Raw genomic sequence first — 11,876 nt, 5'->3', positions numbered from 1 at the left:
ACTCCCAATACCTACTATTTTAAAATAAATAACGGCTCTGAAGGAATCATTTCGGCAGGGCAGTCTGTACAGGTAGATTTAAAAAAAGGAAAAAATTCTATAAAAGTTTTTGATCAGAATAAGAAAATGCTTTATGATTCTGCTTTTGATGTAAATAAAATTCGTGGTCTTTTAAATATCGCCCATAAAGATTATTACATTAATKATCAATATTATGGGTACAATCTTAAAAAAGATTCATTACTTTTGGCACTGGATAAAACCATGATTGACGGAAAGCAATATTATGGCGGAGCTAAACATTTTAATAAACTCTACACCGAAGATTTTTATTATAATGTAGATGAAGATTACGATCAGCTCATCAAGAATATTCAGAAAGTTGAATCAAGATCGAAGATTTTCCGCAAGCAGGATTATCTTAATTATTATAAAGAATACTATAAGTTTTAAGTTTTGACAAAAGATATCAACCAAGTAACACCCTACAATTCTGAATCGAGTAAAAAGAGTCAGGTAGAGGATATGTTCGACAATATTGCACCTAAATACGATTTATTAAACCACGTTTTGTCTATGAAAATAGATGTATTGTGGAGAAATAAACTGGTAAAATGGATGAATCATGACAATCCCAAAGAAACGCTGGATGTCGCTACAGGAACCGGAGATCTTGCCATTGCGGTAGAAAAAGGAACCGGTGCAAAAGTAGTAGGATTAGATTTGTCGCAACAAATGTTAAATGTTGGCGTTATTAAAATAAAAAAACTTAATTTAGACGGCAAAATTTCCATGCAAAAGGGCGATGCAGAAAATTTACCTTTCGAGGACAATAGATTTGATGCAGTTTCCGTTGCTTTTGGAGTGAGAAATTTTGAGAACCTTACCAAAGGTTTATCAGAGCTGAGAAGAGTAGTTAAAGAAAATAAAAGTGTTTATATTCTTGAATTTTCAAAGGTAGAGGGTTTTTTAGGACCGTTTTATATGTTTTACTTCAAAAATATATTGCCGGCAATCGGCAGACTGGTTTCTAAAGATAACAGGGCGTATACTTATCTTCCCGATTCTGTAAATGCATTTCCGTTTGGAGAAAAAATGAGACAAATTCTTTTAGATACAGGATTTAAAAAAGTAGAATACAAAAAATTAAGTTTAGGTATAGCCACAATTTATAAAGCAACAAAATAACCTATGAATAAATTTCTATTAAAAGCTCTGGTTTTAGCCTCAGTAAGTTTTGCAACAGTTGCAAATGCTCAATTTAGAACCCGTAACAGGATGGACAGGTTGGAAGACTTTGACCAGAAAAAAGTAAGTTGGGGTTTTTATCTGAATGGCAATTTACTGGATTATAGAATTGTGCTCAACCCAAGATATGGAATGTATGAGAATCATAATCTTGTATCTTCAAAAGATAGCAAGAGCTTCGGAGCCGGTCTTATTGCTAAATTCAGATTAAATGATTATTTAGATGTGAGAGTAGAGCCGGGTTTGCAATTTGCTCAGAGACAACTGATTTTCAATACAGATAGTAATGCAATGTATCAGGATGGAAGTTTAACCAATGCGCCTTTTATTCCTATTGCTTTAACAGAAAAAGACAGAGTAAGAGACATTAAATCTACTTTAGTTGATATTCCTGTAATGTTGGAGCTTCACGGTGAAAGATGGTACAATTCAAGACCGTATGTTGCAGCCGGTGTAAATTATATTGTTAATTTACAGTCAAATTCAGATTCTCAGGATGATAACCTGCAACAGGTTTTCAGATCTACAACACACAATTTTGCATGGTCTGCCGAAATGGGAATTCAGTTCTATTTTAATAAGTTTAAATTAACTCCTGCGATCAGAGGTACATTCTTTATGAATAACGAAATGGTTGCAGATAATCCTACAACGCCTCCTTATTGGTCTGCGGCGGTTTCTACTTTGCAGACAAGAGCAATTATGTTTGTTTTGAAATTTGAATAATATAATATAAAATTAATATAAAAAGGAGTTGCTTGGCATCTCCTTTTTTATTTTTGTCAAAATATAGAGATTATTATTTTTTTCGATACCAATATTTTCCTATTTTTGCTAATAGTTAGAAAATTTATAAACCTGAAATGCTTCAAGAATTAGAAAATAATTTTTCAGAAATAGAAAAAAAGATTTTGAGTCTTCAGAAAAGCCATCAAAATTTATCTGAAAAATATTTAGAATTAAATAAAGAGCATGCTGAGCTGAAGGCGAAATATGATGAGGAAAGAAAGAAAAATCAGGTCTTGGTAGAAGAACAGAAAAATATAAAATTGTATTCGGCAATATCAGGAAATCCTGAGCACAACAGACTTATGAAAAACCATATCAACCGATTGGTAAAAGAAGTAGACTTTTGTATTGCCCAGCTTCAAAATAGTGGATTATAATGGAGGTAAGGAGAATAACCATCAACATTGCAGGAAGAGTATATCCGCTAAACGTACCCGCAGCAGAAGAAGAAACGCTGCGCAAAGTAGGGAAGCAAATAGAAAATATGATTAAGGATTTTGAACAGAATTTTGATGTAAGAGATAAACAGGATGCTTTGGCAATGTGCGCCCTCAAACTGGGAACCAATGCAGAAGTAGTGGCTCTTAATCATGATAAAAACATAAGATCAACCACCGAAAGATTAGCAAAAATTAATCAATCGCTGGATGATATAGGGAAATAGAATTTTTCCGTAAAAACTGCCTACAGTAATTCTAACACATTAAGGTAAACTCAACGCTAAACAATTTAATGTTCGAAAGTCTTTTCAATGGCGTGCTGCATTACGCAGATTACAGAGAGAAGAAATCAGATCAAATCGTGAAGATTAGGAGTTTACTCTAAATCACTGGATTGCTGTGGGTTTTTTATTTTAAATTAACAAGACAATTAAAACTCAATATATATGACAACAACCGCTATTATTATAGGCGTTATTTGCTTAGTAATCGGTGCAGTAGCAGGGATGTTTTTCTCTAAAAGCTCCCTGAATACGAAGGCAAAATTTATTATAGACGATGCAAAGAAAAATGMAGATAATTTAATAGAAAAAGCTAATGTGCAGGCAGAATCCATAAAAAAAGAAAAAAATCTTCAGGCTAAAGAAAAATTCTTGGAACTAAAGTCACAGCACGATGCAGATATTCAGGCCCGCGAAAAGAAAATGCAGGATGCCGAAAAAAGAACGAAAGATAAAGAAAATAAGCTGAATGACGAGCTTAGCAAAGCAGGAAAGTTAGAGAAAGATCTTGACAAGCAAATTGCTGATTATGCCAAGAAAAACGAAATTTTAGAGAAAAAGCAACACGACCTTGATCAGGCAACTGCCAAAAAAGTTGAAATGCTTGAAAAAATTTCAAACTATACCGCAGAAGAAGCTAAAGCAGAATTGGTAGAAACCATGAGAGCTGAAGCTAAAACCAGAGCTCAGGCGCACGTTCAGAGCATTATGGAAGAAGCTCAGTTGAATGCAAAAAGTGAGGCAAGAAAAATCGTTATTCAGACCATTCAGAGAATCGGCACAGAACAGGCAATTGAAAATTCAGTTTCGGTATTTAATATTGAATCTGATGAAGTAAAAGGTAGAATCATCGGTAGGGAAGGTAGAAATATCCGTGCTTTGGAAGCAGTTACCGGTGTAGAAATCATCGTTGATGATACTCCTGAAGCTATTCTTCTTTCATGTTTTGACCCGGTAAGAAGAGAGATTGCAAGGTTATCACTTCACCGATTGGTTACAGATGGCAGAATTCACCCGGCAAGAATCGAAGAAGTTGTAGAAAAAACAAGAAAGCAGATTGAAGAAGAAATCATCGAGGTTGGTAAAAGAACTATTATCGATTTAGGAATTCACGGTCTTCATCCTGAATTGGTGAAAATTGTTGGTAGAATGAAATACCGTTCTTCTTACGGACAAAACCTTTTACAGCACTCAAGAGAAGTTGCCAACATCGCTGCAACAATGGCTGCAGAATTAGGATTAAACGTTAAATTAGCTAAAAGAGCAGGTCTTTTACACGATATAGGTAAAGTTCCTGAGCAGGAATCTGAACTTCCACACGCACTTTTAGGAATGCAGTGGGCTGAAAAATATGGTGAAAATGCAGAAGTGATCAATGCGATCGGAGCGCACCACGATGAAGTAGAAATGACTTCTTTACTGTCTCCGATCATTCAGGTTGCCGATGCGATTTCAGGAGCAAGACCGGGAGCAAGAAGACAGGTTTTGGAATCTTACATTCAAAGATTAAAAGACCTTGAAGCTGCAGCATTAAGCTTTGACGGAGTTTCTTCAGCTTACGCAATTCAGGCAGGTAGAGAATTGAGAGTAATGGTAGAAAGCGGTAAAGTAAACGACGAAATGTCTTCTCAGCTTTCTTACGATATCTCAGAAAAAATTCAGAACGAACTGACTTATCCGGGACAGGTAAAAGTAACGGTAATCAGAGAAACCAGAACTGTAAATATCGCAAGATAATCAAGAACTAAATAAAATACTTGTCTTATTGTGTGTTTTATTTGTAAAAAATATTTAAATTTGGTTATCAAACTATATTATTAAATTTAAAAAACTAATCACATGAAAAACATTTTAAAAAATGCGAAAAAACTAAAGCAGGCTGATCTTAAAAATATCGTAGGTGGAATTAAAGGAGGAAATCCTGATTTATCTCTTTGCGGATGCAGTTGCTCAGGAGCTGTTACAGGCCCGAAATATTGTGTAGAATACATCGGTTGTCCGCAAGTGTATACTTGTGATGACTTATATGTTTAATATTAACTAAATCTGCCTCCAAACTGAGGCTGATTTTTTGTAAAATAAGTAGAAATGCCTTTCATTAATTGGAAGGTTTTTAGTAAAATTTAGTTTCTTTTTTATAATCTAAATTGAAATTTTATAATATTTATTACTTTTTTTACGTTCTATTTAAATTAGATCATCAAACTATATTGTATAATTAAAATCAAATCACATGACAAACAACATTTTGAAAAACGCTAAAAAATTAAACAAAACTGCTCTTAAAGATATTGTTGGAGGAGCAAAAGGCGGAACTCCAGATTTATCACTTTGCGGATGCAGCTGTACAGGAGCCGTAACCGGTCCGGAATATTGCTCAATTTATATGGGATGTCCGCAAGTTTATAATTGTAAGGACTAAAAATATTTAAAAACTGAATCTGCCTCAACTTTGAGGCAGATTTTTTATGATCAATTTTTCACAAAAAAGGTTTCATTTCGTCTTCAATCTGGGTTCTGAGTTCCATCAGGCGTTTTGCATATTTTTCCTGTTGTATTTCTTCTTCAGTTTCAGGAATCCATTTTGGAACGGGAAGTTTTTTTCCGTTTTCGTCTACGGCTACAAAGACAATGATGCAGTGCGTTTTTTTATCAAAAGTAGGTTGTTTTAAATTTCTTGAGAAAACATTAATTGCAATATGCATACTCGAAGAACCAGTGTAAATTACCTGTGCTTCTACCTTTACAATTTCACCAATTTTAATAGGCTCGTAGAAACGGATTCCGCCAACATAAACGGTTACAGAATAATTTCCGCTCCAGGTTGTTGCGCATGCGTAACCGGCTTGATCGATCCATTTCATTACGCTTCCGCCGTGTACATTTCCGCCGTAATTTACGTCTGAAGGTTCAGAAATAAACTGAAAAGTAACAGGTTTGTTATCCATATTTTTAATTTTAATAAAGATATTTAATAATTTTCAGAATTTTATATTTAACCTTATTTTTGGGGTAAATTTAATTTTATGAAGAAAGTTTTTCACCTTAATACCTGTGATACCTGTAGAAAAATTTTAGCACAATTTGATTTATCAGATTGGGAAAAAAGAGAAATAAGAAAAGAGCCAATTACAAAAGAAGAGCTTGAAGAAATGTATAAGCAAACCAATTCCTACGAAGCATTATTCAGCAAAAAATCTACTCAGATAAAGCTGAGAGGATTAGACGTAAAATCTTTGAAAGAAGCAGATTTTAAAGAGCTTATTTTAGATCATTATACTTTTCTGAAACGTCCGGTTTTTATGACAGACAAAGAGATTTTTGTAGGAAACGATAAAAAGAATGTGGAAGCTTTGAAAGCATTCTTTGGAGTGGAGTAGGTCTGCCACGAATTAACGAATTTTAATATCTTTTTGTAACATAAATTTAAACCTCACAGGTTTTTTGTGCGATTAATAGAAAAAAATCTGTAGAATTTTAAAAAGTTTGTTTGGAACAAAAGTAAAAGTTGTTTTGTTCCAAACAAATTGCGGGAAACAAAACRACATTGACGGAAGTCTCAAACAGATTGCGGGAAATAAAATGCAATCGCATGAAGTTCCAAACAAACTGCAGGGAACAAAACGACATTGACGGAAGTCTCAAACAGACTGCGTGGAACAAAATACAGTTGATAAAAGCTTAGCAAGTACATTGTGAACCTTGTGAAAAACCTTTGTGACCTTAGTGTTTAGATTTATTAACCACAAGATTCACCAAGAATATCACAAAGTACACAATTCTAAAAAATAACCGCTTTATCAAAATTGATAAAGCGGTTTTTCTATATTTTAAAATTATTCAATTACACAAATGGCATTTTTACCACTTTCGCAGGAATATTTTTGTTTCTTACCTGAATGAAGATTTCAGAACCGATTTTGAAGTGCGGCTTATCTACATACGCAATTCCCAAACCGATTTTTTTCATTGGCGACTGCGTTCCTGAAGTTACTTTCCCAATTACATTTCCTTCTGCATCTACAACAGGATAATCGTGTCTTGGAACACCTTTGTCGGTCAATTCAAAACCAACTAATTTTCTGGAAACACCTACTTCTTTCTGTTTTGCAAAAATATCTTTAGACACAAAATCTTTATCGAATTTTGTAATCCAGCCCAATCCGGCTTCAATAGGAGAAGTTGTATCGTCGATATCGTTTCCGTAAAGGCAGAACCCTTTTTCAAGTCTTAAAGTGTCTCTTGCAGCCAATCCGCAAGGAATTATTCCTTCTTCTGCACCCGCTTCGATGATGGCATCCCAAAGTTTTTCAGCAGATTCATTGTTGAAATAAATCTCAAAACCACCGCTTCCTGTGTAACCCGTATTTGAAATAATCACATCGTTTACTCCTGCAACAGAACCCACTGTAAAGTTGTAATAAGGGATTTCAGAAAGATTGGTTTCTGTTAATTTCTGAAGAATTTCTGTTGCTTTTGGTCCCTGAACTGCCAATAAAGACATTTCATCTGAGGCATTTGTCATTTTCGCCCCGAAAGTATTGTATTTTGAAATGTGATTCCAGTCTTTATCAATGTTTGAAGCATTTACAACCACAAAATATTTTTCATCTTCCATTTTATAAACGATAAGGTCGTCTACAATTCCTCCGTTTTCGTTTGGAAGACAAGAGTACTGCGCTTTTCCGTTTTCTAAAACATCTACATTGTTTGTCGTTACAAACTGCAAAAGATCTTTTGCTCCCGCTCCTTCGATGAAAAACTGCCCCATGTGAGAAACATCAAATAATCCCGCTTTTTCTCTTACGGCAAAGTGCTCTTCCGTTACTCCGGAATATTGTACAGGCATTTCAAATCCTGCAAAAGGTACTATTTTCGCTCCCAAAGAAACGTGTTTGTCGTACAATGCTGTTTTTTTCATTTTTATCTTATTATATATTTTTAAGTAAATAGTAGAGATAATTTTTAGTTTGAAACGCTATTCTATCAACCGTCAACTAAAAACCATCAACAATCTGTATTTATTTTTTAATTTTAAAACTGTCGAAAGCCTCGTTAAAAACTTTCATATAATTTCCGTTCCAGTGTTTTTCCTGGCAATTGATGCTTACAAGGAATATATTTTGATCTTTCTGATACAATTTTGTAACCCAGAACAGTTTTTCTTTATCATCAAAATATTCATACTGATATTCTGAATATCCTTTTTTTGTACCTGTATTTTTTACTTTCTTTTCTTCATCCGCAGAATTGTACAAAGCAAGGATAAATTTTTTTATATCTGTTTTTGGCAAATCTAAATTATGATATTCCGAAATGGTAATTGCGCCAATTTCGTTGGTAGGAAAGATGTTGACGATTCCGTCATCATTGGTTGCCTTCCAGGTATCGGGTTTTGAGATTGAGTAATTTTCGCTTTCATAAAGCTCTTTGCCCAGATCTTGAGATAAAGAGTAAACGCTCAGCAAAAATGCGGTAATAAAAAATGTTTTTTTCATAAGTGTGTTTAAAAATGATGTTTATATTCTTCCAGAATAATCTTAAACCATTCTGTAAATTGCTCAGGATTTTCTGAGATTTCTTTATCTAAATTTTCCAGTGAAATATAGCGCACTTCTTCCACTTCATCTTTATTGAGATTAAAACCGGAATTATAAGTTCCTACAAAAACATGATCAAGCTCGTGCTCCCAAAGTCCGCCTCCGACATCCGCTTTGTAGATAAAATGAAATTTTTCCGAAAGTTCGGCATCAATTCCCAGCTCTTCATTCAGCCTTCTTTTTGCGCCTTCAAGGTAAGATTCTTCAATTCTGGGATGCGAGCAAACGGCATTTGTCCATTGCTGAGGAGAATGGTATTTTTCTGCAGCCCTTTTCTGCAAAAGCATTTCCCCGTTTTCATTAAATAAAAAAACTGAAAAAGCACGATGAAGAAGACCATTGATATGAGCCTGCTGTTTTTCCATTAAACCTAAAACTTCATCTTCGGGATTTACTAAAACTACCAATTCTTCCATTCCTACAAATTTAAGTTTAAAACGTGATTTTGTAAAATAAATGTTTAGTTTTTTTAATTATTTATGAAATATTGGCTTTTTTGGATGTGAAAAATATGATCCTTATTTACGAAAAATGCAATAAAATATTAAGTTTTGTTAATTTAAAACCTGATTTTGTGTTAAAATTTTAACATAAACTAAGATTGATATCACCATTTGAATGATAAAGTGTAACTTTGCGCTTTAAAATTTTGAACGATGGAATTAGATTATATTGAGCACATCAGTCCGATCCTTAAAGACGGAATTAAAAATTATCTGATCGATATCGACGGAACAATTACAGACGATGTTCCCAACGAAGAGCCGGAAAGAATGGTAACTTGCGAGCCTTTTCCGGATGCGCTGGAAACCATCAACAAATGGTACGACGAAGGTCATCAGATTTGTTTTTTTACTTCAAGAACTGAAAATCTAAAACAAATTACCATAGACTGGCTAGACAAACACGGTTTCAAATACCACAGCGTTTTGTGCGGCAAACCAAGAGGCGGAAATTATCACTGGATCGATAATCATTTGGTAAGAGCTACAAGATACAAAGGCAAATTTACCGATCTGATTGAGAAGCAGGTTACAATAGAAGTTTTTAAAGAAGATTAAATCATAGAAAAGTTTTAAAGATTAAACGAAAGGTGAAAAACCTGAAATTCTTTTAATTTTTAAATCTTTTTACATTTTAAAATAGATTAAGTTAGTTATGAAAGTTTTAGCAAACGACGGTTTAGATCAATCCGGGATTGATGCATTAACTGAAAAAGGCTTTGAGGTAATCACAACAAAAGTTCCACAGGAGCTGCTTTTAGATTACATCAACGAGCATAAGATTCGTACAGTTTTGGTGAGAAGTGCGACGCAGGTAAGAAAAGATATTATCGATAATTGCCCGTCACTGGAAATCATCGGCAGAGGTGGAGTAGGAATGGATAATATTGATGTAGATTATGCAAGAGAAAAAGGAATTCATGTGATCAATACACCTTCTGCTTCTTCAAAATCGGTTGCTGAACTGGTTTTTGCACACCTTTTTTCAGGAGCCAGATTTTTGCAGGACTCCAACAGGAAAATGCCTTTAGTAGGAAATACAGAGTTTGCATCGCTTAAAAAAGCTTACGCTGGAGGTATTGAATTGAAAGGAAAAACCATCGGAATTGTCGGTATGGGAAGAATCGGTCAGGAAGTTGCTAAGATCGCTTTAGGTTTAGGAATGAGAGTGATTGCTGCTGATAATATGGTTGGGAAAGCGAGCATTAAAGTAACTTTTTACAACAATCAGTTCATCAATGTTGATATTGAAACTGAACCTTTGGAACAGGTTTTAAGACATTCAGATTTCATTACACTTCACGTTCCCGCGCAGAAAAGCGGTTATATGATCGGTAAATATGAGTTTGAAATGATGAAAAACGGTGTTGCCATCGTCAACTGTTCAAGAGGTGGTGTGATTGATGAAACTGCTTTAATTGAGGCTTTAGATTCAGGGAAAGTGAGATTTGCAGGTCTTGATGTTTTCATCAACGAGCCGACTCCTTCAAAAGAGATTATTTCTCATTCTAAAATTTCTGTAACTCCGCACACAGGTGCGTCAACATTAGAAGCGCAGGACAGAATCGGGTTGTCTTTGGCAGAGCAGATTACAAGTATTTTGCAGATTCAGTAACATATTGTTTTATTATGATAAAAATCCGCCGCAATTGAAAGTTGCGGCGGATTTGTTTTTTATATTAAATTTTTTATTATTTCTTTTTCAATTCATCACGAATTTCAGAAAGTAATTGTTCTGTAGTTGTTGGTGCAGCCGGTTCTGCTGGAGTTTCAGCTTCTGTTTTTCTCATTCTGTTGATTGTTTTTACAAGCATGAAAACTACCAATGCAAGAAGCAGAAAATTAATAGCTACCGTAATGAAATTTCCGTACGCAAAAATGGCAGCGTCCGGAGCAAGTTCTTTAGCTTTTGCAAGTGTGGATCCCGCAGGAATATTTTCGGAACCTTTTCCTATTGCGAAATAAATGCTGCTGAAGTCTGGTTTTCCCACAAGTGCAGCTACGATAGGCATGATTAAATCATCAATCATACTGGTTACAATTTTTCCGAAAGCACCACCGATGATCACACCGACCGCCAGATCAAAAGCATTGCCTTTAATGGCAAATTCTTTAAATTCTTTAACAAATCCCATAATTTATATTTTTAGTTGGTTTTAGATAAAATTATTATTTAAATATAATAAAATCTTAAAAGTTTGGGTGTTTTTTTGCTTTAAATTATCAAAAAAATATAATTAAATAAGAAAAACGATCAGGATGAAAATTTTTAATGTGCAAAATATCAGGCTGGCTGATCAATATACTATTCAGAATGAACCGGTTTCATCGGTGAATTTAATGGAAAGGGCAGCTTTAAGCTGTGCAGACTGGATCTCGGCAAACTGTAAACATCATACAAAATTTGCCATCTTTTGCGGAAACGGAAATAACGGCGGTGACGCTCTTGCAATTGCGAGAATGCTTTATCTAAAGGGGTTTGACGTGGATGTTTTTATTAATAAAGCACATGTAAATTTTTCTGAAGATGCTTTGGTTAATTATAAAAGGATAAAAGATATTTCAGGAATTTCTGTAAAAGATTTCGATGAAACAGAGAAATATAATTTTGAAAAAACAATCATTATTGATGCACTTTTCGGAACCGGATTATCAAGAAAACCGGAAGGGATTTTCAAAAAACTGATTGAAATTTTAAACTCAAAAAGCAGTATTAAAATATCTGTTGATATTCCGTCTGGAATGTTTGCCGATCAAATAAATGATGAAAAATCAACAATATTTAAAGCAGATTATACATTGACTTTCCAGTTCTGGAAAAAGGCTTTCCTTCATCCCGAAACCGGAAAATTTACAGGAAAAGTGATTGTTTTAGACATCAGTTTATCTAAAGAATTTATTGAAAATACAACAACTGAAGATTTCGTAATTGATGATGAAATTATTCAAAATGTTTTTAAGCCAAGACAAGATTTTGCTCATAAAGGAACATATGGAAAATCGGTTATTGTGGGC

At 34.2% G+C, this 11,876-nt stretch carries 17 protein-coding genes; 12 read left to right on the top strand and 5 right to left on the bottom strand.

Translation table 11 applies throughout. The annotated features are described in order from the left end of the window. The 8 genes from AB4Y90_RS13305 to AB4Y90_RS13270 all read left to right on the top strand — a co-directional run. Positions 1–453 (top strand): hypothetical protein (locus tag AB4Y90_RS13305; RefSeq protein ID WP_441558049.1); only part of this gene is annotated, 453 nt, incomplete at its 5' end. A 3-nt stretch (positions 454–456) separates the two neighbouring features. Continuing rightward, entirely contained in the window at positions 457–1,188 is a 732-nt protein-coding gene (ubiE, locus tag AB4Y90_RS13300; RefSeq protein WP_441558048.1) for a bifunctional demethylmenaquinone methyltransferase/2-methoxy-6-polyprenyl-1,4-benzoquinol methylase UbiE, read from the top strand. A 3-nt stretch (positions 1,189–1,191) separates the two neighbouring features. After that, positions 1,192–1,974, top strand: coding sequence for a type IX secretion/gliding motility protein PorT/SprT (porT, locus tag AB4Y90_RS13295; protein ID WP_441558047.1), 783 nt, complete (start codon positions 1,192–1,194; stop codon positions 1,972–1,974). 137 nt (positions 1,975–2,111) lie between these two features. Further along, a complete protein-coding gene (locus AB4Y90_RS13290) occupies positions 2,112–2,414 on the top strand; it encodes a hypothetical protein (protein WP_441558046.1) in 303 nt (100 codons plus the stop codon). Further along, a complete protein-coding gene (locus AB4Y90_RS13285; RefSeq protein ID WP_408087601.1) occupies positions 2,414–2,701 on the top strand; it encodes a cell division protein ZapA in 288 nt (95 codons plus the stop codon). The genes AB4Y90_RS13290 and AB4Y90_RS13285 overlap by 1 nt, the downstream gene beginning before the upstream one ends. A 222-nt stretch (positions 2,702–2,923) precedes the next feature. Further along, a complete protein-coding gene (gene rny / locus AB4Y90_RS13280) occupies positions 2,924–4,495 on the top strand; it encodes a ribonuclease Y (protein ID WP_441558045.1) in 1,572 nt (523 codons plus the stop codon). Positions 4,496–4,597: 102 nt separating this feature from the next. Next, positions 4,598–4,792, top strand: a complete 195-nt coding sequence (locus AB4Y90_RS13275; protein WP_441558044.1) for a hypothetical protein — start codon at positions 4,598–4,600, stop codon at positions 4,790–4,792. A 199-nt stretch (positions 4,793–4,991) separates the two neighbouring features. Then, entirely contained in the window at positions 4,992–5,180 is a 189-nt protein-coding gene (locus tag AB4Y90_RS13270) for a hypothetical protein (protein ID WP_441558043.1), read from the top strand. Positions 5,181–5,238: 58 nt separating this feature from the next. Here the strand turns inward: AB4Y90_RS13270 and AB4Y90_RS13265 are convergent, their stop codons facing one another. Further along, a complete protein-coding gene (locus tag AB4Y90_RS13265) occupies positions 5,239–5,706 on the bottom strand; it encodes an acyl-CoA thioesterase (RefSeq protein WP_441558042.1) in 468 nt (155 codons plus the stop codon). A 78-nt stretch (positions 5,707–5,784) separates the two neighbouring features. Here AB4Y90_RS13265 and AB4Y90_RS13260 point away from each other — a divergent pair, with 78 nt between their 5' ends. After that, positions 5,785–6,138, top strand: coding sequence for an arsenate reductase family protein (locus AB4Y90_RS13260; protein ID WP_441558041.1), 354 nt, complete (start codon positions 5,785–5,787; stop codon positions 6,136–6,138). 464 nt (positions 6,139–6,602) lie between these two features. On the opposite strand, the gene gcvT is transcribed toward AB4Y90_RS13260, so the two are convergent. The 3 genes from gcvT to idi all read right to left on the bottom strand — a co-directional run bounded on the left by gcvT (position 6,603) and on the right by idi (position 8,774). Next, positions 6,603–7,679, bottom strand: a complete 1,077-nt coding sequence (gcvT, locus tag AB4Y90_RS13255; RefSeq protein ID WP_441558040.1) for a glycine cleavage system aminomethyltransferase GcvT — start codon at positions 7,677–7,679, stop codon at positions 6,603–6,605. Between the two features lie 100 nt (positions 7,680–7,779). After that, positions 7,780–8,256, bottom strand: coding sequence for a hypothetical protein (locus tag AB4Y90_RS13250; RefSeq protein ID WP_441558039.1), 477 nt, complete (start codon positions 8,254–8,256; stop codon positions 7,780–7,782). A gap of 8 nt (positions 8,257–8,264) precedes the next feature. Beyond that, complete coding sequence (gene idi, locus AB4Y90_RS13245; protein ID WP_441558038.1) at positions 8,265–8,774, bottom strand: isopentenyl-diphosphate Delta-isomerase; 510 nt, start codon at positions 8,772–8,774, stop codon at positions 8,265–8,267. Positions 8,775–9,014: 240 nt separating this feature from the next. On the opposite strand from idi, the gene AB4Y90_RS13240 reads away from it, so the two are divergent. Both AB4Y90_RS13240 and AB4Y90_RS13235 read left to right on the top strand, forming a co-directional pair. Then, positions 9,015–9,419 carry an LNS2 domain-containing protein gene (locus tag AB4Y90_RS13240; protein ID WP_265429282.1) on the top strand — a complete coding sequence of 135 codons (405 nt, stop codon included), beginning with the start codon at positions 9,015–9,017 and terminating at the stop codon, positions 9,417–9,419. 97 nt (positions 9,420–9,516) lie between these two features. Further along, positions 9,517–10,476 carry a D-2-hydroxyacid dehydrogenase gene (locus tag AB4Y90_RS13235; protein WP_441558037.1) on the top strand — a complete coding sequence of 320 codons (960 nt, stop codon included), beginning with the start codon at positions 9,517–9,519 and terminating at the stop codon, positions 10,474–10,476. 76 nt (positions 10,477–10,552) lie between these two features. Here the strand turns inward: AB4Y90_RS13235 and mscL are convergent, their stop codons facing one another. After that, positions 10,553–10,996, bottom strand: coding sequence for a large conductance mechanosensitive channel protein MscL (gene mscL, locus AB4Y90_RS13230; RefSeq protein WP_441558036.1), 444 nt, complete (start codon positions 10,994–10,996; stop codon positions 10,553–10,555). Positions 10,997–11,120: 124 nt separating this feature from the next. On the opposite strand from mscL, the gene AB4Y90_RS13225 reads away from it, so the two are divergent. Then, a partial coding sequence (locus AB4Y90_RS13225; RefSeq protein ID WP_441558035.1) for an NAD(P)H-hydrate epimerase occupies positions 11,121–11,876 on the top strand: 756 nt, incomplete at its 3' end.

This window comes from Chryseobacterium sp. 2TAF14 (genome assembly GCF_052115105.1).
In the GTDB taxonomy this organism is placed as follows: Bacteria; Bacteroidota; Bacteroidia; order Flavobacteriales; family Weeksellaceae; genus Chryseobacterium.
Note: the sequence above shows the minus strand (reverse complement) of the source record. Positions and strands in the feature narration are given on the sequence as shown.

Coding starts and splice junctions, on each gene's coding strand:
- porT (WP_441558047.1), top strand. CDS start 1,192: ATGAATAAATTTCTATTAAAAGCTCTGGTTTTAGCCTCAGTAAGTTTT.
- AB4Y90_RS13290 (WP_441558046.1), top strand. CDS start 2,112: ATGCTTCAAGAATTAGAAAATAATTTTTCAGAAATAGAAAAAAAGATT.
- AB4Y90_RS13285 (WP_408087601.1), top strand. CDS start 2,414: ATGGAGGTAAGGAGAATAACCATCAACATTGCAGGAAGAGTATATCCG.
- AB4Y90_RS13275 (WP_441558044.1), top strand. CDS start 4,598: ATGAAAAACATTTTAAAAAATGCGAAAAAACTAAAGCAGGCTGATCTT.
- AB4Y90_RS13270 (WP_441558043.1), top strand. CDS start 4,992: ATGACAAACAACATTTTGAAAAACGCTAAAAAATTAAACAAAACTGCT.
- AB4Y90_RS13265 (WP_441558042.1), bottom strand. CDS start 5,706: ATGGATAACAAACCTGTTACTTTTCAGTTTATTTCTGAACCTTCAGAC.
- AB4Y90_RS13260 (WP_441558041.1), top strand. CDS start 5,785: ATGAAGAAAGTTTTTCACCTTAATACCTGTGATACCTGTAGAAAAATT.
- gcvT (WP_441558040.1), bottom strand. CDS start 7,679: ATGAAAAAAACAGCATTGTACGACAAACACGTTTCTTTGGGAGCGAAA.
- AB4Y90_RS13250 (WP_441558039.1), bottom strand. CDS start 8,256: ATGAAAAAAACATTTTTTATTACCGCATTTTTGCTGAGCGTTTACTCT.
- idi (WP_441558038.1), bottom strand. CDS start 8,774: ATGGAAGAATTGGTAGTTTTAGTAAATCCCGAAGATGAAGTTTTAGGT.
- AB4Y90_RS13240 (WP_265429282.1), top strand. CDS start 9,015: ATGGAATTAGATTATATTGAGCACATCAGTCCGATCCTTAAAGACGGA.
- AB4Y90_RS13235 (WP_441558037.1), top strand. CDS start 9,517: ATGAAAGTTTTAGCAAACGACGGTTTAGATCAATCCGGGATTGATGCA.
- mscL (WP_441558036.1), bottom strand. CDS start 10,996: ATGGGATTTGTTAAAGAATTTAAAGAATTTGCCATTAAAGGCAATGCT.